Raw genomic sequence first — 23,350 nt, 5'->3', positions numbered from 1 at the left:
GAACCCTGTAGGAGCTGCCGCAGGCTGCGATCTTTTGATCTTTGTTTTTTCTCTATATCGCGAAAGATCAAGATCAAAAGATCGCAGCCTGCGGCAGCTCCTACAGGGATTGAGTGTGGATTGAGGGGCAGGTGGGATTTATTAGATTGCACACAATTCAATTGCTCGCTATGTTTGTCGCATCACCCCTTTTCGAGTGCCTCGATCATGAGCGACAACCTCCTGAGCATCCCTTGCACCACCATCAAGGGCGAACAAAAAACCTTGGCGGATTTCGCCGGCAAGGCGGTATTGGTGGTCAACACCGCCAGCAAATGCGGTTTCACCCCGCAATACAAAGGCCTTGAGGAACTGTGGCAGACCTACAAGGATCAAGGCCTGGTGGTGCTTGGCTTCCCCTGCAATCAATTCGGCAAGCAGGAACCGGGCAACGAAGGGGCGATCAGCGAGTTCTGCGAGCTGAACTACGGTGTCAGTTTCCCGCTGTTCAAAAAGATTGAAGTCAATGGCGACGGCGCCCATCCCTTGTTTGTGCAGTTGAAAAAGCGTGCACCGGGTGTGCTCGGTTCCCAAGGTATCAAGTGGAATTTCACCAAATTCCTGATCGGCAAGGACGGCCAGCTGGTCAAGCGCTTCGCACCAGCGACCAAGCCGCAGGACTTGAGCGGTGAGATCGAAGCACTGCTCAAATGAACAGCTTGTCCGTCGACTCGCTGAGCCTCGACAGCCAGCTCTGCTTCAAACTGTATGCGGCGTCCCGCGCGGTCATTCGCGCCTACAAGCCGATGCTCGATCAGTTGGGCCTGACTTATCCGCAGTACCTGGCGATGCTGGTGTTGTGGGAATGGCAGGCGGTTGCCCCGGAGCAGCCGACGGTCAAGGCGCTGGGTGAGCGCCTGGCGTTGGACTCCGGTACGCTGACGCCCCTGCTCAAGCGTCTTGAACAGTTGCAACTGGTTCAGCGTCAGCGCTCGGCGCGCGATGAGCGCGAGGTACACCTGAGCTTGTCGCCCAAGGGCACCGCACTGCGTGATCAGGTCGGGCCGCTCAAGGCCCGCCTGTTATGCGACAGCGGTGTGGATCTGGATCGGCTGAATGACCTGCGCGACGGCCTTGACCACTTGCTGGGGCAAATCAAGGCGTTGTCGTAGCTGGTATCCAAACGTCCAGCAGGGCGGCAAGCTCTTCCCGGCGGAAAGGTTTGGCCAGGTAGTCGCTCATGCCCGCCGCACGGCAGCGTTCGCGTTCTTCGGACATGGCGTTGGCGGTCAGGGCGACGATGGGCAGTTGCGGCCACCGACCACTGCGACGGATTTGCCGACTGGCTTCATAGCCGTCCATGACCGGCATATTGCAATCCATCAGCACCAGATCGAAGTCGCGGCCTTCCAATTGATCCAGCGCCTCGGCTCCGTGCGCGGCGACAATCACGTCGCAACCGAGTTTACCCAGCATGCCCTTGGCCACCAGTTGGTTGACCGGGTTGTCCTCCACCAGCAGCACTCGCGCACGTCGCTGCGGGACGTGGCTATCGACGCGGGTATCGATGGGGGTGTCGGTTTGCGCCAGCAAGATTCGTCGCAAAGTCTGATACAGCGCATTGCGTGCCAGTGGGCGCGCCTGCTGCTGCAGGGGGGCGAGGGCGCTGACTTGTTCGCTGGGCATGAAGCTGCCGTAAGCGGTCACCAGCAGGATGGGCGCACCGACGGTAGGGCGCAGGTTGAACAGGCACTCGGGGCAGTCGGTGATCAGAACATCGGGGTTCAGGCCGAGCAATGGATCATCGATCGACCGTTGCTGATAATCGAGCCCCCACCCGGGCAATACACGGCTCAGCAGTTCCGCCAGACCGCTGCTGGCGGCGGTAATCGCGATGACCTTGCCCTGCAGGGGAGCCGGGGCCAGTGCCCGGGTGTGACTGGGCAGGGGCAGTTGCGCGCAGAACTGGCTGCCGAAACCGGGTTCAGAACTGATGGTTAGCCGGCCTTGCATGGCTTCACACAAGTTGTGGGTCAGGGCCAAACCCAACCCGGTGCCGCCAAATTGTCGGGTGATCCCGGCCCCGGCTTGGGTGAAGGGCTTGAAGATCTTCACCTGAGCATCCCGGGGGATGCCAATGCCGGTGTCGCAGACTTCGATGCTGACGCCATCCTGGTAGGTCGACAGACGCACATCGACCCGGCCAAAACGGGTGAATTTGAGCGCATTGGACAGCAGATTACTGACGATCTGCCGGACCCGTGTCGGATCGCCGAGCACCAGCGCAGGAAAGTCCGGATCGATCAGGCAGGTCAGTTCGACACTCGGCGCGGCGTTCTGCGACAGCAGGTTGGCCGTGTCTTCGACCAGCGAACCAAGGTCGAACGGGATGTGCTCGAGTTCGAGCTGGCCGGCATCGAATTTCGACAGGTCGAGAATATCGTTGAGCAACTCCACCAGCACTTTGCCCGAGTCATGGGCGATGGCCAGCTGTTGCTGTTGCTCGGCAGACAGCGGGCCGTCCAGCGACAGCGCGATCATGCCCAGCAGGCCATTGAGGGGGGTGCGAATTTCGTGGCTCATGTTGGCCAGGAACACGGAACGCGCTTCGGCCATGTCCAGGGCGGTACTGCGCGCGACTTCCAGCTCCTGGTTGGACTGACTGAGCCGGGCGTTGATGGTCTTGAGTTCGGTGGTGCGCGCCGAAACGATGTTTTCCAGCTGGCCAAGATAGTCGGTCAGACGGTTTTCGGCGTTGCGTCGCTGCTGGATTTCGGTGGCGATGTTTTCGAATTGCTGGTTGGCGACTTTCACCAGTACGCCGATTTCATCGTTGGCATGCCCCGCCGGACATTCCAGGGAGGTCGGCTCCGCGCTACGCGGATCGCGGCCACTGAGTTCGCGGATGACCCGCACCAACGGCTTGGTCAGCATCACGTAGAACAGTGCCAGCAGGATACCGCTCAGGAGCAGGCTGCGGGCGAAACCATTGATCAGGGTTACCTCGGCCCGCCGCAGGAATCGGTAGCCGAACGAGTAAGTGTCGACGTCCAATTGCAGGGTACCCAGGGATTCGTTGGGCAAATGATCCAGGTACAGGCGGTCTTCGAACTGCCGGTTGGCCCCGAACAGAAGGTCACTCAAGACCCGATAGTCGCTTTGCAGGCCTGGACGCTTGACCTTGGCCAGGATACTGCCGTTGTTGTCTGTCAGTTTCGCTCCGACGATCGCAGGTGAGCGCAACAGGCCCAAGGTCAGTTCCTGGGCGAGTTCGGCGTCGATGTTGTAGGCGATGCGCGAGGCGGGGTTGTGACTGATTTCGAGTAAAGACAGGATTTCGCGGTTGATGGAGGCGTCTTCACTGGCATAATCGATGCCTATTTGCAGCACGCTGAGCAGCATACCCAGAACAAAACCGACCAGCACGGTGAGCCGCGCTTGTTTGTAAGACAGCCGGTTGGTGAACTTGATGTCCATGGGGTGTTGAATCACTTCCGTTTTCCTTCGCTGCTCAAGCATAGTCGATCATGCAGGGTGATCCCGCGAGCCCCGCTACAGGGCGGTTGACCGTTCATCGAACGCTGTATTTCGTTGCTGTATCGACATCATTACTGTGAACGTGCCCGAGGAGAAGACGTGGATTCCCGATTAAATGCTTTTCTTGAACGTGCCGATGCCGTTCTGGCCCGTATCGAACCGTTGTTGCCCACCCCTCGGCAAGCCATCGACTGGACCCATTGCCTGGCTGCGCGCTGGCAGCGTGAGGGGCGCAGCGGTTTTCTGCTGCCGCTGCAGGTCAGCCTGGACATGCGTCTGAGCGACCTCATCGGCGTCGACCGCCAGGTGGAGCAACTGGGACGAAATACCCGCCAGTTCCTCGATGGCATGCCGGCCAACCACGCCCTGCTCTGGGGTTCGCGTGGCACTGGCAAATCGTCGCTGGTGCGCGCCTTGCTGGCTGAGCACGCCGAGGCTGGTCTGCGCCTTATCGAAATCGAGCGTGATCACCTGGCGGACTTACCGCGGGTGGTCGAGCAGCTCGCCAAGCTACCGCAGCGTTTCGTATTGTTCTGCGATGACCTGTCGTTCGAGTCAGGCGAGGGCGATTATCGCGTGCTCAAAAGCGTTCTCGACGGTTCGCTCGAACAGGCACCGGACAACGTGTTGCTGTACGCCACCTCCAACCGTCGACACCTGGTGCCGGAAAAGGAAAGCGATAACGAAAACTGGAAACGGGTCGATGGTGAATTGCACCCCAGCGAGGCAGTGGAAGACAAGATCGCCCTGTCGGATCGCTTCGGGTTGTGGCTATCGTTCTATCCGTTCACCCAGGAGCACTTCCTCGATGTGGTCGAACACTGGATCGGTCAATTGGCCGACAGGGCAGGCCTGCCGTGGCAACGCACCGAAGAGCTGGACATCCTTGCGGTGCGCTGGGCCACGGGCCGGGGCAATCGCAACGGACGTTGCGCGTATCAATTTGCCCGCTATTGGGTGGGGCTGAAACTGTTGGAGCACAAGGCATGATCGATTTACAAAAGAGCGGCCAGGGCCTCGAGGGCTACGGCATGCTGCACGCGCAGCTGGAGTCCTTGCTGGCGGATGAGCGTGATTTCATTGCCAACGCCGCTCAGTTTTCCGCGTTCCTGTTCAATCAACTCGAGGGCTTGAACTGGGCCGGGTTCTACCTCAATCGTGATGGGGAGCTGGTGCTGGGGCCGTTCCAGGGGCAAATCGCCTGCGTGCGGATTCCGTTCGGCCGGGGCGTGTGCGGGACGGCGGCGGCGACCTTGCAAACCCAGCGAGTCGAAGACGTGCACGCGTTTGCCGGGCATATCGCCTGCGACAGTGCGTCTAACAGCGAACTGGTCGTGCCCTTGGTCAAGGACGGTCGCCTGATCGGCGTGCTCGATCTCGACAGCCCCCAACTGGCGCGTTTCACCGCGCAGGATCAAGCGGGCATCGAGCAATTGGCCGCTATTTTCCTGCGCCTGACCGACTGCTGATCACGCTCTCAAGCCTGCCTTGACCAGCAGGCTTGGCGCATCCACTGCATCGACCTGTTGTGGGTCGAGGAAGCGCCGGGCGTACTGCAGATAAATCTGCGCGTTGATGAACAGTTCGAACAACTGTGGGTCGATGTGGGCATCCCGGCACATGTTGGCCATGATGCCCAGCGCTTCACTCAGGGTCTTGGCTTTCTTGTAGGGGCGGTCGGCGGCGGTCAGCGCCTCGAAGATATCGGCAATCGCCATCATCCGCGCCGGCAGGCTCATCTGCTCACGCTTCAAGCGTTTCGGATAACCCGTGCCGTCCATTTTTTCGTGGTGACCGCCGGCGATCTCCGCTACGTTGCCCAGATGCTCGGGGAAGGGCAGGTGGTTGAGCATCAGAATCGTCTGCACCATGTGGTGGTTGATGATGTAGCGCTCTTCGCGTGTCAGGGTGCCTCGGGTAATGCTCAAGTTGTAGAGTTCGCCGCGGTTGTACTTGTAATGCGGGACATCGAGCTTGAAACCCCAGGGATTATCCTCGGCAATCACTTCGGCTTCGGCGCGTTCGAACAGATGCTCGGGCCGGTCCGCCAGCAACGTCTCGCAGACGGGCAGCGTCGGTGCGGGCGTGCGTGCCTGGCGCTGGTTCTCCTCCCAGGAAACTCCCAGGCGGTCATCCAGGGTCCGCGTCCAGGTGCGTTGACCGATACTGCGCAGGCGTTGCAGATCGGCTTCGGCCATGGTCTCGCCGCCGAGGTTGCAGCGGGCGATGAAGGCGAAATCGTCATCGAGTTCCGCCAAAGTGGCATCGCGCTGTTGCGCCAGGGGCTGCTCATCGCCACCTTGGGCAATGGCTTGCCAATAGTTGATCCAGGCATCGCGCTTGAGCACTTCGAAGCGGGTGCGTATTTCGTGGATGCGGTCGTTCAGGGTTTCGAGCTTGGTGGCTTTGTCGACGACGTATTCCGGGGTTGTCACTTTGCCGCAGTCGTGCAGCCAGGCGGCTATGTGCAGCGCCTCCCACTCATCGTCCGTAGGCTGGTAGCCGCTGAAAGCCGGGTCCTGGCTGGCTGCTGCGGCCTGGGCGAGCATCAACGTCAGCGCCGGAACTCGTTGGCAATGGCCACCGGTATAGGGGCTCTTGGCATCTATCGCGCCGGCCAGCAGCTTGATGAAGGCGTCCAGCAGCTTTTTTTGCCGGTCCTGCAAGCGATGGCTTTCAATACTCACAGCGGCGGCACCGGACACCGCCTGCAGGAATGCAATGCGGTCGGGACGCAGTTTGTCCAGGTCGCTCTGGTTGCCGCTGTCGGCCAGCAGAAACACCAACAGGCCGACGGTTTCGTTGTGACGATTGTGCAAGCGGATGCCGATCAGGTGAACGCGGGGACAGGCCATTGCCAGCAGGACTTTTTGGAGATCCCCCGCCTGTTCGAAGCCCAGGTGGGTGACAACGTTGTCGGCTGTCGACAGCTGCTGCAGCCAGGCGGGGCTGTCTGTGTCCTTGAATGCGTGTGCGCGAAGGTCGAATGAAGACAGGGCGTGTGCGGTGTCGTTGATCACCAGGCCCTGGGGTTCCATGAGGTCGCCATCCCCTTCGCGCAGGTAGATCAGGCCAGCCTGGGCCCGGCCGATCCTTACCGTTTCAAACAGCACCCGCTCCAGCAATGGGGCAAACCGGGTCTCGGCGCTCAGGCTGTCTGTGATCTGGAAAAAGCTTGCCAGGGTATCTTTCATACGCTCCATGGAAAGGCTTAGCTGGTCGACCTCAAGTACCGGAGAGCGGCGTGTGGCCGGAAAGTTGAAATCGAAACTGCGAATGGCATCCGCTTCCTGCACGAGGGAGCGCAGGGGCTTGACCAGGATCCTGGACGTCAGCCAACCCAGTGGTACGCACAGCAGCAGGGTCGCCAGGGTAATCAGTGCGCCTTGCCAGCGCATGCGGTAGGCATCGACGAGCAGTTCATCTTCAGGTATCAGCATTGCCAGTTGCAGCCCCTGGGGGCCGCCTTCCTGCATGCGGCTACGCGCAACAATCCATTGACGGCCCATGGCAGTCAGGCGATTACCCGGCGCAGGTGTACTGAGCAGCGCCTGCAGGGCGGGACTGAGGTCGGCGGCCTTGCTCAGGTGGGCGGTTTGATCGTCAACGATCAGGCGACGGCTGTCGGGATAAGCGATGGCATTGCCTTGCGCGTCGAACAGCACGATCTCGGTAGCGGGCGTCACCACATGTTTGGCCAGTGTGGCCGAAAGCTCGGCCAGGGTCAGGTCGGCAGCGAGTACGGCATGCTCGCCGCTGCGCCGTGCCAGGGTGGTACCGACATTGTGGGTCGAGAAAAAAACGTAGGGTTCGGTGGTGATCTGGTCAGCGTTTTGGCTGGCGCTGATAAACCAGGCGCGGCCACGCGGATCGTAGGTTTCTTCAGGGTTGTCCTGACGGCTGACGAGCGTCAGGTCCCGATCAAAAAACAAGGATTGCGAATGCACCTGGCCGCTGCTGTTTCGCTCGATACTCCAGACCTGGTAGGCCGCGGTATCCGGGGCCTTGAGTAACGCCTTCTGATCTGGGGTGCGCAGCGGGCGAACCATGAAGAAGTCACCGGTGTCGTACCCCACGTACAGCGAAGCCAGGTCGGGGTTGTCCTGGAGTGACTGACTGAAGGGCAGTAGCAACGCCAGGCGCTGCTGCAGATCGAGCGCCTGGGTGGCAGGGGTATGCGTCAACAGGCTCAGCAGGTGCCGAATCGGTTCATAGGTGGCGTGCAGGTCCAGGCGCACGTCCTGCTCAATTCGACTGAACAGTTTTTCACTGCTCGACAGAATGATTTGCGTGGTTTGCTGATAGTTGAAAATGCCCAGCACGATCCCGGTCAGCAACAGCAGGCAAGTGAACATCACGCTGATATGAACGTGCAGGGGAAAACGGCGTTGATCCGGACGCAGTGGGCTGGGCATGCAGGTCACTCCGTGATGGTTAACACACTGCTCCGCGTCCAAGCATAGTTAAGGCTCGCTCACTGTGCAGGGGGCGTTTTGCTCGATTTGTTGCAGCAATGCCTGCTCCAGTTCGAGCAAGGCGCGCTCTACGGCGTCGCAGCATTCGCTTACTTTCTCGGGGGAGAAGGGGGCATGGCCGGCAGCCTCGAGCGCCTCGCAGCTGTCGATCAACCGAGTGGCCTGGACGATTCGGGCGGCGCCCTTGATTCTATGGGCAATGTCGAGAAATGCCTGTGGTTCCTGTGTGCCTGACAGCGCTTGCAGGCCCTGTCGATCCAGGCGGCTACTGCTCAGCAGTTCGGTCAGCAGGCGCAGGTTTAACGTCGGATTGCCACCCGTCAACACATGCAAGCCTTGCTGGCTGAAGGCTGGTGCGGCGCCCGCGGGCTGGATGCCCTTGACCCATTGACCCAGGGCGGCCAGGGACAGTGGCTTGAACAGGCAGTCGTCCATCCCGGCCTGTTTGCAACGTTGAATCTCTTCCGGTTGAGCATTGGCGGTAAAGCCCAAGAGGGTGCAGCGCGGCAATTGTGCATGCTGTTCATGTCGACGAATGGCTTTGGCCAGTTCGTATCCGTTCATGACCGGCATGTTGCAATCGGCGATCACCAGGTCAAATGTGTCGGATTTCCATGCGTCCAAGCCAGCCTGGCCATCTGCCGCGACGCTGAATCGGTGGCCCAGAAACTCCAGCTGCTGGCACATCAGCAAACGATTGGCCGCGTGGTCGTCGACCACCAGCACATTCAATGGGACCGTGGCGCAGTGGATGGTGGGCTCAGCTATTTGCTCCCGTGATTGGCGAGGCAGTGTGGGTAACGGCAATGAAATCCTCACCCGGGTACCGACGCAAGGCTGGCTGCTCAACTGCAGGCTGCCGTTCATCATCTCACACAGGCTGCGGCTGATTACCAGGCCAAGCCCGGCACCCCCCCTGGCCGACTGAGCTGCATTTCCGGCCTGGGCGAAAGGTTCGAACAGGCGTTGTTGATCCTCATGGCTGATTCCCGGGCCAGTGTCTTCGACCAGCAGCAGCATTTGAACCTGGTTGGGTTCTTCGGTCAGGTGCAGTGCGACAATAATCCTGACCTGGCCGTGCTCGGTAAACTTGATGGCATTGCTGACCAGGTTCGACAACACCTGCTTGAAGCGCAGGGGATCGAGCAACACGTCGATCGTCGGGTTGGCCGGATTGAATTCCAATTGCAATTCGAGTCCCTTCTGTCGCGCCAGTCCATCGAAAATACGCGCCACCGACGCCACGAGTTCCTCTGGATTGACCCGTTCCGGGTTCAGGCTCAGGTGTCCGGACTCGATGCGGGCAATATCGAGGATGTCCCCGATCAGTTCCAGCAGGTCCCTCGCCGAGTGGTAGGCCACATCAATGGCGGGACGATCCGGGTGCTGGAGTTCGATGCGTTTGAGCGTCAGTTCGAGCATGCCGATGACGGCATTCATCGGGGTGCGAATTTCATGACTCATGGTTGCCAGGAACGTACTCTTGGCCCGGTTCGCTTCGTCGGCACGTTCCTTGGCACAACGCAGGTCATCGAGCAATTGCCGCCGTTCGCTGATGTCGATCCAGCCACCAATGATGCCCTGGACCTCACCGCTTGAGTCACGGTACGGGAGAATCCAGTGATAGATCGTCAACCGGCGGTCGCCAATGTGCAGCGCACGGTCAAGGATCATGGGCGTGCCCTCGGTCACGACACGCTGGTAGTCGACCTGGTACTCCCGAGCTTCGAAAGCGTTGCCCAGGGTGCCCTGGATCACGCTTTTGCCGATCACGTCTTCGCGTTTGGTATTGAAGGTTCGCAGGTAACTGTCATTGCAACTTTGCAGCAGTCCTTGACGATCACGTACATAAATTGGATGAGGCGTGCCATTGACCAATGAACCCATGAATTCCAATTGATCGTTCAGCGCTCGCTCGGCCGCCCTGCGTTGATTGATCTGGCGCCGCATGTAGGCGTTCCAGGTCACGGAGATCAACAACAGTAACCCCGCGCCGATGACGATCTGATAGAAGAGCCGTTGATAATTGCGCCAGGTACTTTGCGAGGAAGCCGAATAGCCGCGCCAACGGTTATTGATGACGCCCAGTTCCTGTGGCGCGATGCTCAACAGTGCCTTGTTGAGGATGTCATTGAGTTCCTTGGCATCGCGCCCGGTTGCCAGGGAGAACGCCGCCTGCCGGGTGCCGATGGTGGTGCTGATTTGCAGATCGGTTTCGAACAGTTGCGAGGCGATGAAGTAATTGGCGATCACCAACGAATTCACTGCGCCTTCCACCCGGCCTTCGGCGAGCATTTCTACGGCACTGAAGGTGTCCGGGGTCTTGATCAACCGGATCTGCGGGAACTCGCGGCGCAGATACTCGACCAGGGGATTGCCTCGGGCAATTGCCAGGCTCTTGCCCTTGAGCTGGGCAAGGTTCGCCGGACTGTCGTGCGCCTTGCGTGTCAACAGGACGTAGGAGTTCTGCAGGTAGGGACGGGTAAAGTTCAGCAAGTTATCCCGTTTCGCGCTGGGGAGCAGCGCGGCGATCAGGTCGGCCTGACCGGTCTTGATCAGCTCGATCATGTCGCTGTCGCTGCGGCTGCGCTGAATATCGAAGCGCAGGCCGGTACGCAACCTGATCAACTCGAGCAGATCAGCGGCAATTCCGCGAAAGTTGCCGGCACTGTCAAAAAAAGTCAGTGGCGCATAGGCCTCATTGACGACCACCCGGACCACCGGATGTTGCGCCAGCCAGTGCTCCTCATTGTAACTGAGCTCCAGTTTCTGGTCGGTGAGCAGGATATCGCTCCCGGCGCTCCAGCGCTTGGCGATGTTTTCCCGTTCGCTGGCGGGGATAGCCTTGAGCGTCGTGTTGATGATGTCGAGCAGTTGTGGATTGGTCTTGTGCACCGCAAAGCTGAAACCATGGGCTTCGTGCTTGCCGAAACTGGCCATGCGAATGTTGTTCAGATAGCCCTTGTTAATCATGTAGTGGGTTGAAACGGTGTCACCGAGAAAAACATCGGCCTGGCCGAAAGCAACGGCATTGATCGCGTTCTGGTAGGAGGGGTAGGACGTGATGATTGCCTTCGGATACAGGGCCTTTACCTCCTCCAGGGGCAAGTAGTGATAAAGCATGCTCAGCCGCAACCCGGACAGCCCATCATTGAGCGTGCGGGTTTCGCCTTCACGTGTCACCAGGACCGGTTGATCTACCGCATAGGGCCTGGAAAGCGCGATGTGGTCATTGCTCGCCTCGAATCCGTTGGCGGTGCCCAGCAGGTCTACCTCGCCGTTTTCGAGTGCTTCGATTGCAGCTCCCCGGGAGTTGAAGCGCCGGACCTTGATGGGCAGGTCAAGGACCTTGCCAAGAATGCCCGCGTAGTCCGCAGTAAAACCTTCGTAGTCATGACCGCTGCTGGTCAGGTCGAAGGGGGGATAGTCGGGTGCTGAAGTACCCAGGATCAGTTCCTGTTTACCTCGGGCCCAATGTCGCTGTGATTGATCCAGCTCGACTTTCAGGTGCAGGGGGGCTGAACGACTGAGCAAGGTGAGTTGCTCAGAGGCCTGGGCGGCGTGCAGCGGGATGCACAGGCACAAGCTTGTGATCATGATCAGCAGATAGTCCTTCAAGCGACTGGGCATCCTGTGCCTCACACTAACGAGTTACGTTTTGCCATCTCGATGAGTTCAACCAGTGATTTGGCCTTGAGTTTTTGCATGAGTCGTTTTTTATAAGTGCTGACCGTTTTGTTGCTGAGGAACATGCCCTTGGCGATTTCCTTGTTATTGCGACCTTGTGCAAAAAGTTGCATGACCATGAGCTCCCTGTCATTGACTGACTTGAACAGTTCGAGTTCTGCGCACCGCGCTTCGTCACCACGGGTAGGGTTCAAGGCTTCACTGGGAAAATAGTTATAACCTGACAGTACCGCTTTAATGGCGCTCACCAGTTCGCTCAGTTCTTCCTGTTTACAAACATATCCCGAGGCGCCGGATTGCATGCAGCGTATACCGAACAGTGTCGGGCATTGCGCGGTCAATATCAGGATTCTCGGGGGTGTATGCATGGCGTTGAAACGGGTCAGCACTTCAAGGCCATCCAGTTTGGGAATGCTGATGTCGAGAATGACCAGGTCGGGCATGCATTCACGCACCATCTGCATGGCATCGACACCATTATCGGTTTCACCGACGACTTTGAAGCCCTCGTGCTCAAGCAACATGCGAACGGCAAGGCGGATGACAGGGTGATCGTCGACGATAAAAACGGAGTTCATAATCAAATCCCATGCGAGCTCAGATAAAGCGCGCACCTTAGCTCAGATAGTTGAGGTGCCGTATGAACTGACGGGTCCGTCATGGCAATATAGGAAAGTTCCTACACGCGAAAAAGAAATTACTTACGTGTCAACTGGTTTTTGGTGCGGTTGGCGCAATTAGTGTTGCTGTTTAATTATGGCGATCAGACGAAAATTTGCAGGTCACAGATTTTTCATCTGCGCCTGTTCGAAGGGTTATGGAATAAGTTTCAATAGGTGTCTCAGTTCGCATTGTTTCAAAGGTTTTATCAAGCAGCCAAGTAATGGCAATCCATTGAGGAATGCCATCCTTTCAAGTTCGCTCAGTTCGGTAGATGTCAGGCTACTTAAAAGTATTGCCTGCTTGATCATTCCCTGATGACTGGCAATTTTTATCAGGTCAATACCGGATACTTCGGGTAGGCACTGATCGCATAACAAAATATCGAACGGCTGTTCTGCCCTGAGCATGTGTTGCAATGCGCCCGTGGCACAGTCACTGGTGGTTAAATGAATGAAGCCGTAACTCTCAAGCAGGCATTGAGTAGCCTTGAGCTGAAATGGGTGATCTTCCACCAGCATGATGCGCAGACTGTCGTCCATCATATTATTCACGCTTCTTCTATCGGAACCGATAGGCGTGATTGTTTCCTGTCAAAACCGCACGTTCGATCAGTGCACTCGACAGATGCTGTAGGGGAATTCGGTATTCATTGAAAGTTTTTTGACCTTCAGGACTGAACGGCCATTACCGGAGGGGTAATAGCCGATCGATCAATAGTTGTCAGTGGCTGGAGCGTCCCGTCATTTCGAGAGCCATATGGCTGGCGTAACTATCGGTCATGCCAGCGATGAAATCGATCATGCGCAGGAACGAGTTGTGCAGTGGGCCGTTCGGATCGGGCGCATTGTTGCCCAGCAGGTCGAGGACCCGTCGGCTTTTGAAGGACGGCGTTCGACCATTGTGTTGCTCCAGTGCGGCACCGCAGAAAGCGTTGAGCAGAATTTCCAGGGTGGTGTAGGCACCGATTTCGTGCAGCGTCTTGCGTTTGTCCTGGAAGATTTTCTGCCGAGCCATGTCCTTTGCATTGAGGACGCAGCGTTTGGCCGGACCGTGCATATGCTCCACCAGGTCGCCAGGCAGGGAGCCGGCCAACAGTGCATCCTGTTGCTCGACAAAGGCGCGGGCCGCTGCGTTGGTCAGGTGCTCGATGGCCTTGCCCCGCAGGATCGCCAGTTTGCGTCGCCGCGAATCGTTCGGGCCAAGCAGGCGATAGGTTTGCGGTAAATCGTCGCCCACCAGATCCAGTAACAGGGACTCGACTTCGGCGTACTCCAGTAACTCCATTTCCAGGCCGTCTTCGAGGTCGATCAACGCATAGCAGATGTCATCCGCAGCTTCCATCAGGTACACCAACGGGTGGCGTGCCCAGCGCTGCTCTTCAAGCTGCGGCAGGCCCAGTTTTTGCGCGATCTGCTCGAGCAGCGGCAGTTCGCTCTGGTAGCACCCGAACTTGTGCTTCTTGTACCCCAGGGAGTCGGCATGCCTGGCTGTCCATGGGTATTTCAGGTAAGTGCCCAAGGTGGCATAGGTCAGCCGGGTTCCGCCGTCGAACTGGTGATATTCAAGCTGGGTCAGTACCCGAAAGCCTTGGGCGTTACCTTCGAAATTGAGGAAGTCATTGCGCTGCGCTTCACTCATCGCATCCAGCCAGCCCCGTCCAGCGGCTTGCTGGAACCAATGCCGAATCGCGTCTTCGCCGGAATGGCCGAAGGGTGGATTGCCGATGTCATGGGCCAGGCAGGCCGATTGGACCACCATTCCCAGATCACTGGGCTCACACCAGTCGGGCAGGGCGCTACGGATGCTTTCACCGACGCGCATGCCCAATGAACGGCCTACACAGCTGACTTCCAGCGAGTGGGTCAGGCGCGTGTGTATATGGTCGTTGCTGTGGACCGGATGAACTTGAGTCTTGCGTCCGAGACGGCGGAACGCCCCCGAGAAAATGATGCGGTCGTGGTCTTTGTGAAAAGGACTGCGGCCCACTTCTTCCGGGCTGTACAGGGGCTTTCCGAGGCGTTCGCGGGTAAGCAGGGTAGGCCAATCCAAGGCTGGTTCGCTCCGTCAGGTGACTGATTGGATAGCTTCCCGGTTCGCGTCGTTACCTGCAAGTGTCACTACAGCCCCACGGCATCGATATCGATGAGCAGCAGGCGTTCGCCGTTGTCGAAAAATTGCCCGGCGGTGAGGCAGTACTGATTGCTGGTGGCGTCGCGATACGTATTGGAAAGGGTCAGCTGACACTCGTCCCAACCCTGCGCCAGCAGGTGATAGAAATACGGACGCCACGACCAGTTATGGCCCAGATAGCGGTTGTCGGCGACCCACTCGCTATTGCGCCACTCCAGGTTGGGCGTCATCTGCGTACCGTGACGGTCGCACTGGTAGAAGCGCAGTAGCCAGGGAAAGGCCTCCAGTTGTGGCAGGGCACTCAGTGGCGCCCTGGCCTGTGCCCAGGCCTGCAGGATCGCCATCAGCTCACTGAGTTGCTGGCGCAAGAGCTTCAGGCGAACGCGCTCGGCCAGCTTTTGCTGCACATAGCGCTGGCGCAGATGCGCAAAGCGCTCGACGAAGGCGTCAGCGGCAAAGAAATCCGCTTGTGCCCCGGCAAACAGAAACCCCTGGACGTAACGTGAGCCGCACTCCAGGGCAAAATTCAGTTGCGCTTCTGTTTCCACGCCTTCGGCAATGATCCAGCAACCGGTTTTTTCCGCCATTTGTGCAAGGGCCTTGACCACATCGCTGCTGGGCCCGCCCAGAGCCGCCGCCTGGAACAGGCGCATATCGAGTTTTAGGATGTCCGGTTGCAGCGCCAGAACCCGATCGAGCTGAGAGTACCCGGCGCCGAAATCATCGATGGCAATCCGTGCGCCGGCTTGCCGATAGCGGGCCACCACATGAGCCAGGCGCTGGACATCACCACCCAGTTCGGTGATTTCGAAAACGATGCGCTGCGGATCGACGCCATGCTTTTGCAGCTGGCCTAGGCTCGGCAACGGTTGGTCCGGGCGTAGGCGGCTGATCCAGAGCGGAGAAATGTTCAGGCTGAGAAACCAGTCGCTGGGTGCTTCATGCAGGCGGCTCAGCGCGTTATCGCGTAGCTGGCGGTCCAGCCGACGCAGGGCAACGGCGTTGGTTCTGGGATCAGCGAACAGCGGCCCGACCGAAACCAGTTGGCCGTCGGCCCGGCGCAGTCGGCCCAATGCCTCCACGCCGGCGATACCGCCGGTGGCGGTATCGATGAACGGCTGAAAGCAGGCGAGCGGTTGCCCGTCGATCACAAGGCCTCCTTGATGGATCTTGTTTTTGGATAAAGCCCGGGTCACCGGATAGGCGCGCAGGATTGAACCCCTCGATGGAGAGGTTCGATCCCGTGGGTACTGCAAGAATGTAGCCAGATACTGACAGGGTCAGTGTTTGCGCGAAGAACCTTGCAAGACCAGTTTGACCAGAGGCCCCAGAGTGGTGCCCAGGCGGACCAGTCGGGCCAGGCTACCCACGCCGTTGCCCTTCCTGGCGCCCTTGCCGCTCAGAAACCCCAGCAGGGTGACAGCGGCCACGCCCCACAGCGGGGCATGCTTGATGCCGAACCCGTCTTGCAGGCTTTGGGTCATTCCACGTACCCGCTGCAGGGGTTGCAGTAGTTGCGCGGATTCGTGACGGATCTCCTGGCGATGCATTTCCATGCGCAGGCGTATCAGTGCCTTGCGCATTTCCGTGCGCGAGCTGTTTCGAGGCAGTTCAGGCAGGTTCATGGCAGCAGGCGCTCCCGATCATTGGCCAGCTCTTCCAGCGTGCCATGGAACGGCGAGGACTCATCGAAGATCGCCGCTCTCAGGCGCATGCCGCAGAAGACGCATGCCAGGGTGTAGAACACGCAAAGCGCGATGATGGCAGGCAAGCGGTAAGTGTCCCAAAACAGGATCAGCACCAGGGTCGACAATCCCACCAGCAACAGCAAGGCAAACACCAGCGCCAGGCCTGCAAACAGCAACAGGCTCACGGTGCGGGCTTTTTGTTCCTGCAGTTCGATGCCGAACAATTCGACATGGCTGTGCAGCAGTCCAAGGAAAGCGGCACCCAGGCGCCGCGGTGAGGAACTTGGGCCTGTCCCGGACGAGCCGGATTCATCGATGGCCATATCAGCGCCGAGTAGCTAGCAAGCCAATCAGGAAGCCCACGCCGGCCGCGATTCCGACCGATTGCCATGGGTTGGCCTGGACATAGTCCTCGGTAGCGGTCACGGCAGCCTTGCCGCGTTCGCGCAGGGAGTCTTCGGTCAGCTTCAGGGTTTCACGTGCACGCAGCAGACTGTCGTGGATCTGGTCGCGCAATTCATCGGCCTGGTCACCGGCCAGGGAGGCGGTGTGCTCCAGCAACCGTTCGGTATCGCTGACCAGTGTCTGAAAATCGCTCATCAAAATTTCTTGAGCAGTCTTTGCCTTGATGCTGGCCATTGGTGATCTCCATAAGTGGCGTCTGAATCGTTCGAGTATGAGCCTTATGCGAAGGTTCAGTACAAATGACTGGTACAACTTTTGCTGTGTCGTGGTGCGTCAGCCCGCGCTGTTGCGCTGTTGCTGGGCAAGATTCCCGTAAAACCTTAACTCAAACAATCGAAACCCGCGCGAATGTCCCGGTCGTGATTGGCCTTGATGAACCCTGTGCTCCAAAACGGTTCATTGGGAGAGACTTGTTGAAGTCTCAACTTGGTGCATGGATTGCCCGCGCGAACTGCTTTGGTGCTTTTTTCAGCCTTAAGGTCTGCCAAATCCATGGAAAATCTGCAAAGCGCTGTGGACACCCTGGTCCATAGCTCCAATACGTTGTTCATCCTGATCGGCGCGGTCATGGTACTGGCCATGCATGCCGGGTTCGCCTTTCTTGAAGTCGGGACGGTTCGGCAAAAAAACCAGGTCAACGCCTTGTCGAAGATTCTCAGCGACTTCGCTGTTTCGACCCTGGCCTACTTCTTTATAGGCTATTGGATTTCCTACGGGGTCACTTTCATGCAACCGGCGGCAGTGATCAATGCCGATCACGGCTACGGCCTGGTGAAGTTTTTCTTCCTGCTGACCTTTGCCGCGGCGATCCCGGCAATCATTTCCGGTGGCATCGCCGAACGTGCCCGGTTCGTTCCGCAGTTGTGCGCGACGGCGTTGATCGTGGCATTCATCTACCCCTTCTTCGAAGGCATTATCTGGAACGGCAACCTGGGTCTGCAGGCCTGGCTGCTGGAGCACTTGGGCGCCAGCTTCCACGATTTTGCCGGTTCCGTGGTGGTGCACGCCATGGGCGGTTGGCTGGCGCTTGCAGCAGTGCTGTTGTTAGGGCCACGCAATGGGCGTTATCGCGAAGGGAAGCTGGTGGCGTTCGCGCCGTCGAGCATCCCGTTTCTGGCATTGGGCTCGTGGATTCTCATCGTTGGCTGGTTCGGTTTCAACGTGATGAGCGCGCAAACCCTGCAAGGGGTCAGCGGGCTGGTAGCGGTGAACTCGCTGATGGCCATGGTCGGCGGTACGGTGGCGGCGCTGATCGTTGGGCGCAACGACCCGGGCTTTCTGCACAACGGTCCACTGGCCGGCCTGGTGGCGATCTGTGCCGGCTCCGACCTGATGCACCCGGTGGGTGCGCTGGCCACCGGTGCCATCGCCGGGGCGCTGTTTGTCTGGTGCTTTACGGCCGCGCAAGGCAAATGGCATATCGATGACGTGCTGGGCGTCTGGCCGCTGCATGGTCTGTGTGGCGCCTGGGGCGGGATTGCCTGCGGCATTTTTGGCCAGGCGGCCCTGGGTGGCTTGGGCGGTGTGAGCCTGCTCAGCCAGTTGATCGGCACCGCGCTGGGTGTGATGGTGGCGCTGGCCGGTGGCTTTGCAGTGTATGGCGTGATCAAGGCGTTCCATGGTTTGCGCCTGAGCCAGGAAGAAGAGTATTACGGCGCGGACTTGTCGGTGCACAAGATCGGCGCCGTCAGCCAGGATTAACCGTGGATTCATTGGCTCGACGGCATTTCGGGGCAGGCCTAGAATAGGCTCTTAATTTTTTGGTAGAGCGCTCATGCTTCCTGAATGTCAGCTGTTCGGCACGCTTGGGTGCCATCTCTGCGAAGTGGCCGAAGCCATGTTGATGGATTTTGTCGAGCATGGCTTGCTAGTGGAGCTGGTGGACATCGCTGAAGACGAAACATGGTTCCAGGCCTACAGCCTGCGCATTCCGGTATTGCGTCGGGTCGACACTGGCTCGGAACTGGGTTGGCCCTTCAGTCCCGACGAAGTGGTGGCCTTCTTGCGTTAATGATTTTGTTCCGCCCGTCGAACTTCAGGATCGATCCCCTTGGCTTAATTGGCGCGATTCGGATACTGTATGCGCATACAGTTATTCGGATTGTTGCCTTGTCTGCGCTGATTTTCGGCTTTGAGCGGGGCAAATCCGGGCGTGAGAGGGTCAGTCGTGGTCAATGTCGAACAATTGAAGAGCAGCGTTAACCGCATGTCGGTGGATGTAGTACGCGAAGCCGTCGCCGAATTGCGTCTGGACGGCTTGGTGACGGAGGGCAAGACACCCTTCAACAAGCTGCATTTCAATACCTGTTTCGCTGAAATCGAAGCCTTGTTTCAGCGTGCAGGCTATCACCGGCAGCTGGATGTCGTGGGCTATCAGGGGTTGTTGTATGCACTGTATGACCCGGGTCGCTGGGAGGCGGTCGACGTGTTGCGCTGGCTCAAGGAGTACACCGAGGCAGCCGGGCGTGCGCAGATACCGGCTTGAGGATTCTGCGCTAGGTTCGCTTGCGTTGCTGTTGGATAATGCCGCTCTGCATTCAAGGTAAGAGCTTTTGTATGTCCACTTCATCTTTTTCTGCTGCACACAGCCAGGCCAGCACGTTGTACTTGCCGCCTGGCCCGTGGCAGACCGTTTTCGATTGCCTGTGCGAGCACTTCAGCGCCATCGGTCGTGAACAGTGGCTGGACAGAATCGCTCGCGGCCGCGTTCTCGATGGGCAGGGTGCGCCCATTGCCCTGGACCTGCCTTACAAGGAAGGCCTGCGGATTCACTATTTTCGCGAAGTGCCGGATGAAAAATCGATCCCCGTGGTCGAGTCGATCCTGTACGCGGACGAGCATCTAGTCGTGGCAGACAAGCCTCATTTCCTGCCCGTGACCCCGGCGGGAGAGTACGTTGAGCAGACCCTGTTGCGCCGTCTTATCCGTCGACTGGATAACCCGCACCTTGTGCCCTTGCATCGCATCGACCGGCATACGGCGGGGCTTGTGCTGTTTTCAGCCAACCCGCAAAGCCGATCGGCGTATCAATCGTTGTTTCCAACCCGAAAAATTGAAAAGCGCTACGAAGCTATTGCCCGGGCATTGCCTGAATTGACGTTCCCCCTGGTGCACAAGAGCCGGCTCATTGATGGCGAGCCTTTCTTTCGCATGCAGGAAGGTCCGGGCGCGAGCAACACCGAAACGGCTGTCGAAGTCCGGGAGAAGAACGGTGATCTCTGGCGTTATGGACTTTATCCGGTAACGGGCAAGAAGCATCAGTTGCGGGTGCACATGACAGCGTTGGGCGCGAGCATCTGCAACGATCCGTTTTATCCCCAGGTGCTCAAGGATGTGCAGGATGACTACGCCAACCCGCTGAAGCTGCTGGCCCAGGGGCTGAAATTTGTAGACCCGGTGTCCGGCGAGAACAGGGAATTCGAGAGCGCAATCACACTGCAATGGTGAGCAAGGGCGTCAAAAAAATCGAATTTGTGCGCAGCGCTACAGTCTTTTGATCAGGCGCCACGCATGTGGCGTCCGATGAACTTGGCACCGCCGCAGGGTTATCAGGCGCGCCGAGACCTCCCAAGCAAGGAGATTTTCATGAAACGCACTGTTTTCGCTGGAATGTTGATTTGCGCCGCCATGTTGTCCTCTTCCGTCTTTGCCGCAGACAACGATCTGTGCACCATCAAGCTGCAGGAACTCAAGGACAAGGTCACCAGCCTGCCTGCCACGTCCGAAAACACCACCATGGAAATCAAGCGGATGCAGGCCAGCGCTGAAGCGGCCCGGGCTGCCAAGGATGACAAGAAATGCATCACCGAAGCCACCCAGGCGCTGGCACGGGTGGATAAACTGAACAACGAGCCGAACCCGTAGCACCGGGTTTTCGGTTGCATACAAAAATGCCCCGACAAGTCGGGGCATTTTCATGTATCCGGTAGTCACCGCGAAAATTACAACTCTTTGACGGTACGAACCTGATCCTTGTTGATGCGGTTTTGCTTGCCATCCAGTTGTTCGAATTCGTAGAAGCCCGAATCCTTGTCATAGCTTGGCGTATCGACGGCCTGGATTTCGCGACCGTCATTCAAGGTGATCACGGTAGGCGATGCGCAACCGGCGAGGGTAGCGAGGCCCAGTGCGAGCATGAAAGTGGCCAGGGTCCGTTGAGTCATGGAAGTGTCTCCGAAAATGAATTCTTTTGGTTGCTGGGGTTGAGACGTAAACAGCGCGTGCAAGTTCCTTGATACTCAGTCTGACACACCGTCTGGCATGCTTAATAGTTCCGGCGTATTAAGGTTTGCCAGGCGCGGATCGTTGTCGGGGCACAGCAATGCAGTAGCGCCCAGCCTGCGCATGAGTCGTCCCGGGCTACGCTCCCCCTCCTTCCAGGCCGTTTCGAAATCAACGCGCAGGGCCAGGGGAATTACGCACAACAGGGGCTCCCAGTGATCGTCATGGCGCAGCATCAACGGTTTGTCGGGATGCTCGGCGGCGGCTTCGCGCATGCGGGTGAGCAGTGCGTTGTCGATGCGCGGGACATCACAAGGCAAGACTAGCAGGTGTGGATGCCGAGCAGCCTTCAGACCTGCAAGAATGCCCGCCAAAGGGCCCGGAAAGTCGCCTTCGTCGTCATGGACCAATTGATCGGCGTAAGGCGCGTACTGTTCCAGGTTCCGGTTGCACGAAACGATCAAGTCATCGCTCAGAGGGCGCGTCTTGCGGTGCAAATGCGCAATCAGCGGCTCGCCGTGCCATTCCAGCAATCCTTTGTCCTGGCCGCCCATGCGTTGGCCACGGCCGCCTGCCAGGAGCAAAATGGAGCAAGGTGGCAACGCTGGGTTTGAAGTCATGGCAGGCCTCCGTGGGGGCGGCGAAAAATGGGGTCGCTGTGATATAACACCGGGCTGTTTCTCCTACAACTGGACGAGCCTATGAAAGCCAAGGCTGATGTACCTTTCGCACCGCTCAACATCGCGGTGTTGACGGTCAGCGACACCCGTACCCTGGAAACCGATACCTCAGGCCAGGTCTTCGTTGACCGCCTGACGGCTGCCGGACATAACCTGGCCTGTCGGGTCTTGCTCAAAGATGATCTCTACAAGATTCGCGCGCAAGTTGCCAACTGGATCGCCGACGACGTCGTACAGGTGGTGCTGATCACCGGCGGCACGGGCTTCACCGGTCGTGACAGCACGCCGGAAGCAGTGGGCTGCCTGCTCGACAAGCAAGTCGATGGTTTTGGTGAGTTGTTCCGCCAGATATCGGTGGCGGACATTGGCACCTCGACCGTCCAGTCCCGCGCGTTGGCCGGCCTGGCCAACGGCACGCTGGTGTGCTGCTTGCCGGGATCGACCAATGCGGTACGCACCGGTTGGGATGGCATTCTTGGCGAGCAGCTGGATTCGCGGCATCGCCCGTGCAATTTCGTGACTCACCTGAAACAGGCGGCACCCTGTGAATCCCGCGGGTAAGCCGGGCAAGACTGGCACCCTGATGCCGGTCGAGGTGGCCCTGGCACGCTTGCTGGAAATGGCGGACGCCTCACGGATTGTCGAGCGCGAGCGTTTGCCATTGGCGCAAGTCCAGGGCCGGGTGCTGGCCGATGATCTGCTGTCGTCCCTCGATCTGCCGCCGTGGCCCAATAGCGCGATGGATGGATATGCCCTGCGCGTGGCCGACTGGAACACAGAGCCGCTGGTCGTCAGTCAGAAAGTGTTTGCTGGCCAGGCCCCTGTTGAGTTGACGCCGGGCACCTGTGCACGAATCTTCACCGGGGCACCTGTGCCGCCCGGTGCAGATTGTGTCGAGATGCAAGAGAACGCCGAAGTCCTGGCGGATGAACGTGTACGTTTCACCGAAACCCTGGTCATCGGGCAGAACATTCGTGCGCAAGGACAGGAAACCACCGTGGGCGAACTGATCCTGCCCGCAGGAACACGGCTGGGGCCAATCGAACAAGGCCTGGCAGCCTCGCTGGGGTGTGCCGAGCTGGAAGTGATTCGCAAGGTACGCGTAGCGGTGCTGTCCACTGGCGACGAACTGATCGAGCCAGGTCAGGCGTTGGGGCCAGGGCAAATCTACAACAGCAACCGTGTGTTGCTCTGCAGCTGGTTGCAGCGCCTGGGTTGCGAGGTCATTGATGCCGGGATTCTGCCGGATGACCTGGACACCACGCGCACACGCCTGGGCGAGTTGGGGGATGTCGACCTGATTCTCTCGACCGGTGGCGTATCGGTGGGGGAGGCCGACTTTCTGGGTATCGCCCTGAGAGAAGAGGGCGAGCTGGCGCTGTGGAAACTCGCCATCAAACCTGGAAAACCCCTAACTTTCGGGCATTTTCGTGGCGTACCGGTGATCGGCTTGCCAGGCAATCCCGCCTCGACCCTGGTGACCTTTGCCTTGTTGGCAAGGCCTTATCTGCTGCGGCGCATGGGTGTCCTGGAAGTGGAGCCTCTGAAGGTGCAAGTGCCAGCTGGGTTCGACTGGCCCAAGGCCGGCAACCGACGCGAGTACCTGCGCGGTCGGCTGGAGAACGGCCGGGCCATCATCTACAGCAATCAGAGTTCCGGTGTGCTGCGTAGTGCGGCCTGGGCCGATGGACTGGTCGAGGTCATGGAGCAGCGAACACTGGTGCCAGGCGATGTCGTCTACTTCATCCCGCTGAGCGAAGTGTTGGGCTGAGTCTGGCCGCCGCCAGGCGTGCAAGCCCGGTCGATCGCGCCGGGTTTTGCACCC

At 58.8% G+C, this 23,350-nt stretch carries 23 protein-coding genes; 11 read left to right on the top strand and 12 right to left on the bottom strand.

Going from position 1 to position 23,350, the window contains the following annotated elements; all coding sequences use genetic code 11:
• Positions 1 to 207: 207 nt before the first annotated feature.
• Complete coding sequence (locus AC1Q8Q_RS05145) at positions 208 to 693, top strand: glutathione peroxidase (protein WP_020796803.1); 486 nt, start codon at positions 208 to 210, stop codon at positions 691 to 693.
• The gene (locus AC1Q8Q_RS05140) at positions 690 to 1,151 is read left to right on the top strand and encodes a MarR family winged helix-turn-helix transcriptional regulator (RefSeq protein ID WP_020796804.1); all 462 of its coding nucleotides are present in this window, start codon (positions 690 to 692) and stop codon (positions 1,149 to 1,151) included. Before AC1Q8Q_RS05145 ends, AC1Q8Q_RS05140 begins: the two co-directional genes overlap by 4 nt.
• Here the strand turns inward: AC1Q8Q_RS05140 and AC1Q8Q_RS05135 are convergent.
• Positions 1,135 to 3,498, bottom strand: coding sequence for a hybrid sensor histidine kinase/response regulator (locus tag AC1Q8Q_RS05135; RefSeq protein WP_083349615.1), 2,364 nt, complete (start codon positions 3,496 to 3,498; stop codon positions 1,135 to 1,137). The genes AC1Q8Q_RS05140 and AC1Q8Q_RS05135 overlap by 17 nt on opposite strands.
• A gap of 117 nt (positions 3,499 to 3,615) precedes the next feature.
• Between AC1Q8Q_RS05135 and AC1Q8Q_RS05130 the strand changes: the two genes are divergently transcribed.
• Positions 3,616 to 4,506, top strand: a complete 891-nt coding sequence (locus tag AC1Q8Q_RS05130) for an ATP-binding protein (RefSeq protein WP_033044809.1) — start codon at positions 3,616 to 3,618, stop codon at positions 4,504 to 4,506.
• On the top strand, positions 4,503 to 4,985 hold the full coding sequence (locus tag AC1Q8Q_RS05125; RefSeq protein ID WP_020796807.1) for a GAF domain-containing protein: 483 nt from the start codon (positions 4,503 to 4,505) through the stop codon (positions 4,983 to 4,985). The genes AC1Q8Q_RS05130 and AC1Q8Q_RS05125 overlap by 4 nt, the downstream gene beginning before the upstream one ends.
• Here the strand turns inward: AC1Q8Q_RS05125 and AC1Q8Q_RS05120 are convergent, their stop codons facing one another.
• From AC1Q8Q_RS05120 to AC1Q8Q_RS05080, 9 genes are all read right to left on the bottom strand, one after another.
• Positions 4,986 to 7,931 (bottom strand): HD domain-containing phosphohydrolase, encoded by a 2,946-nt coding sequence (locus tag AC1Q8Q_RS05120; RefSeq protein WP_492614876.1) that lies wholly within the window; start codon positions 7,929 to 7,931, stop codon positions 4,986 to 4,988.
• Between the two features lie 48 nt (positions 7,932 to 7,979).
• Positions 7,980 to 11,621 carry a transporter substrate-binding domain-containing protein gene (locus AC1Q8Q_RS05115; RefSeq protein WP_492614875.1) on the bottom strand — a complete coding sequence of 1,214 codons (3,642 nt, stop codon included), beginning with the start codon at positions 11,619 to 11,621 and terminating at the stop codon, positions 7,980 to 7,982.
• An 8-nt stretch (positions 11,622 to 11,629) separates the two neighbouring features.
• Positions 11,630 to 12,256, bottom strand: coding sequence for a response regulator transcription factor (locus AC1Q8Q_RS05110; RefSeq protein ID WP_020796810.1), 627 nt, complete (start codon positions 12,254 to 12,256; stop codon positions 11,630 to 11,632).
• Positions 12,257 to 12,493: 237 nt separating this feature from the next.
• Positions 12,494 to 12,883 (bottom strand): response regulator, encoded by a 390-nt coding sequence (locus AC1Q8Q_RS05105; protein WP_020796812.1) that lies wholly within the window; start codon positions 12,881 to 12,883, stop codon positions 12,494 to 12,496.
• Between the two features lie 178 nt (positions 12,884 to 13,061).
• Positions 13,062 to 14,390 (bottom strand): deoxyguanosinetriphosphate triphosphohydrolase, encoded by a 1,329-nt coding sequence (locus AC1Q8Q_RS05100; protein ID WP_020796813.1) that lies wholly within the window; start codon positions 14,388 to 14,390, stop codon positions 13,062 to 13,064.
• A 68-nt stretch (positions 14,391 to 14,458) separates the two neighbouring features.
• Positions 14,459 to 15,622: an EAL domain-containing protein gene (locus AC1Q8Q_RS05095; RefSeq protein ID WP_168758757.1), complete on the bottom strand. Its 1,164-nt coding sequence runs from the start codon at positions 15,620 to 15,622 to the stop codon at positions 14,459 to 14,461.
• A 129-nt stretch (positions 15,623 to 15,751) separates the two neighbouring features.
• Positions 15,752 to 16,096 (bottom strand): hypothetical protein, encoded by a 345-nt coding sequence (locus tag AC1Q8Q_RS05090; protein WP_020796815.1) that lies wholly within the window; start codon positions 16,094 to 16,096, stop codon positions 15,752 to 15,754.
• Positions 16,093 to 16,482 (bottom strand): phage holin family protein, encoded by a 390-nt coding sequence (locus AC1Q8Q_RS05085; RefSeq protein ID WP_020796816.1) that lies wholly within the window; start codon positions 16,480 to 16,482, stop codon positions 16,093 to 16,095. Before AC1Q8Q_RS05085 ends, AC1Q8Q_RS05090 begins: the two co-directional genes overlap by 4 nt.
• Before the next feature lies 1 nt (position 16,483).
• Positions 16,484 to 16,798, bottom strand: coding sequence for an ElaB/YgaM/YqjD family protein (locus AC1Q8Q_RS05080; protein ID WP_008055105.1), 315 nt, complete (start codon positions 16,796 to 16,798; stop codon positions 16,484 to 16,486).
• A 318-nt stretch (positions 16,799 to 17,116) separates the two neighbouring features.
• Here AC1Q8Q_RS05080 and AC1Q8Q_RS05075 point away from each other — a divergent pair, with 318 nt between their 5' ends.
• The 5 genes from AC1Q8Q_RS05075 to AC1Q8Q_RS05055 all read left to right on the top strand — a co-directional run bounded on the left by AC1Q8Q_RS05075 (position 17,117) and on the right by AC1Q8Q_RS05055 (position 20,488).
• Positions 17,117 to 18,325: an ammonium transporter gene (locus AC1Q8Q_RS05075; protein ID WP_020796817.1), complete on the top strand. Its 1,209-nt coding sequence runs from the start codon at positions 17,117 to 17,119 to the stop codon at positions 18,323 to 18,325.
• A 73-nt stretch (positions 18,326 to 18,398) separates the two neighbouring features.
• Positions 18,399 to 18,635 (top strand): glutaredoxin family protein, encoded by a 237-nt coding sequence (locus tag AC1Q8Q_RS05070; RefSeq protein WP_020796819.1) that lies wholly within the window; start codon positions 18,399 to 18,401, stop codon positions 18,633 to 18,635.
• A 156-nt stretch (positions 18,636 to 18,791) separates the two neighbouring features.
• Positions 18,792 to 19,109 (top strand): hypothetical protein, encoded by a 318-nt coding sequence (locus AC1Q8Q_RS05065; RefSeq protein ID WP_020796820.1) that lies wholly within the window; start codon positions 18,792 to 18,794, stop codon positions 19,107 to 19,109.
• A gap of 71 nt (positions 19,110 to 19,180) precedes the next feature.
• Positions 19,181 to 20,071, top strand: coding sequence for a pseudouridine synthase (locus tag AC1Q8Q_RS05060; protein WP_033044817.1), 891 nt, complete (start codon positions 19,181 to 19,183; stop codon positions 20,069 to 20,071).
• 138 nt (positions 20,072 to 20,209) lie between these two features.
• Positions 20,210 to 20,488, top strand: coding sequence for a PA2433 domain-containing protein (locus tag AC1Q8Q_RS05055; protein WP_492598998.1), 279 nt, complete (start codon positions 20,210 to 20,212; stop codon positions 20,486 to 20,488).
• A gap of 77 nt (positions 20,489 to 20,565) precedes the next feature.
• Here the strand turns inward: AC1Q8Q_RS05055 and AC1Q8Q_RS05050 are convergent, their stop codons facing one another.
• Together AC1Q8Q_RS05050 and mobA are read right to left on the bottom strand one after the other, a co-directional pair.
• Positions 20,566 to 20,787, bottom strand: coding sequence for a YgdI/YgdR family lipoprotein (locus AC1Q8Q_RS05050; protein ID WP_020796823.1), 222 nt, complete (start codon positions 20,785 to 20,787; stop codon positions 20,566 to 20,568).
• A gap of 75 nt (positions 20,788 to 20,862) precedes the next feature.
• Positions 20,863 to 21,465, bottom strand: a complete 603-nt coding sequence (gene mobA, locus AC1Q8Q_RS05045; protein ID WP_168758756.1) for a molybdenum cofactor guanylyltransferase MobA — start codon at positions 21,463 to 21,465, stop codon at positions 20,863 to 20,865.
• Between the two features lie 81 nt (positions 21,466 to 21,546).
• On the opposite strand from mobA, the gene moaB reads away from it, so the two are divergent.
• Positions 21,547 to 22,086, top strand: coding sequence for a molybdenum cofactor biosynthesis protein B (gene moaB / locus AC1Q8Q_RS05040; RefSeq protein ID WP_492598999.1), 540 nt, complete (start codon positions 21,547 to 21,549; stop codon positions 22,084 to 22,086).
• Positions 22,070 to 23,296 carry a molybdopterin molybdotransferase MoeA gene (locus tag AC1Q8Q_RS05035; protein ID WP_020796826.1) on the top strand — a complete coding sequence of 409 codons (1,227 nt, stop codon included), beginning with the start codon at positions 22,070 to 22,072 and terminating at the stop codon, positions 23,294 to 23,296. The genes moaB and AC1Q8Q_RS05035 overlap by 17 nt, the downstream gene beginning before the upstream one ends.
• Positions 23,297 to 23,350 lie beyond the last annotated feature (54 nt).

This window comes from Pseudomonas sp. GW823-FHT06B06, from assembly GCF_058795195.1.
This window is presented reverse-complemented; position numbering and strand designations above follow the sequence as displayed.

Bases quoted from the DNA above. Each gene is read 5' to 3' on its own strand.
- AC1Q8Q_RS05125 (WP_020796807.1), top strand. From the start codon at position 4,503: ATGATCGATTTACAAAAGAGCGGCCAGGGCCTCGAGGGCTACGGCATG.
- AC1Q8Q_RS05070 (WP_020796819.1), top strand. From the start codon at position 18,399: ATGCTTCCTGAATGTCAGCTGTTCGGCACGCTTGGGTGCCATCTCTGC.
- AC1Q8Q_RS05135 (WP_083349615.1), bottom strand. From the start codon at position 3,498: ATGCTTGAGCAGCGAAGGAAAACGGAAGTGATTCAACACCCCATGGAC.
- AC1Q8Q_RS05085 (WP_020796816.1), bottom strand. From the start codon at position 16,482: ATGGCCATCGATGAATCCGGCTCGTCCGGGACAGGCCCAAGTTCCTCA.
- AC1Q8Q_RS05050 (WP_020796823.1), bottom strand. From the start codon at position 20,787: ATGACTCAACGGACCCTGGCCACTTTCATGCTCGCACTGGGCCTCGCT.
- AC1Q8Q_RS05090 (WP_020796815.1), bottom strand. From the start codon at position 16,096: ATGAACCTGCCTGAACTGCCTCGAAACAGCTCGCGCACGGAAATGCGC.
- AC1Q8Q_RS05140 (WP_020796804.1), top strand. From the start codon at position 690: ATGAACAGCTTGTCCGTCGACTCGCTGAGCCTCGACAGCCAGCTCTGC.
- moaB (WP_492598999.1), top strand. From the start codon at position 21,547: ATGAAAGCCAAGGCTGATGTACCTTTCGCACCGCTCAACATCGCGGTG.
- AC1Q8Q_RS05060 (WP_033044817.1), top strand. From the start codon at position 19,181: ATGTCCACTTCATCTTTTTCTGCTGCACACAGCCAGGCCAGCACGTTG.
- AC1Q8Q_RS05055 (WP_492598998.1), top strand. From the start codon at position 20,210: ATGAAACGCACTGTTTTCGCTGGAATGTTGATTTGCGCCGCCATGTTG.
- AC1Q8Q_RS05120 (WP_492614876.1), bottom strand. From the start codon at position 7,931: ATGCCCAGCCCACTGCGTCCGGATCAACGCCGTTTTCCCCTGCACGTT.
- AC1Q8Q_RS05115 (WP_492614875.1), bottom strand. From the start codon at position 11,621: ATGCCCAGTCGCTTGAAGGACTATCTGCTGATCATGATCACAAGCTTG.
- AC1Q8Q_RS05145 (WP_020796803.1), top strand. From the start codon at position 208: ATGAGCGACAACCTCCTGAGCATCCCTTGCACCACCATCAAGGGCGAA.
- AC1Q8Q_RS05080 (WP_008055105.1), bottom strand. From the start codon at position 16,798: ATGGCCAGCATCAAGGCAAAGACTGCTCAAGAAATTTTGATGAGCGAT.
- AC1Q8Q_RS05075 (WP_020796817.1), top strand. From the start codon at position 17,117: ATGGAAAATCTGCAAAGCGCTGTGGACACCCTGGTCCATAGCTCCAAT.
- AC1Q8Q_RS05110 (WP_020796810.1), bottom strand. From the start codon at position 12,256: ATGAACTCCGTTTTTATCGTCGACGATCACCCTGTCATCCGCCTTGCC.
- AC1Q8Q_RS05105 (WP_020796812.1), bottom strand. From the start codon at position 12,883: ATGATGGACGACAGTCTGCGCATCATGCTGGTGGAAGATCACCCATTT.
- mobA (WP_168758756.1), bottom strand. From the start codon at position 21,465: ATGACTTCAAACCCAGCGTTGCCACCTTGCTCCATTTTGCTCCTGGCA.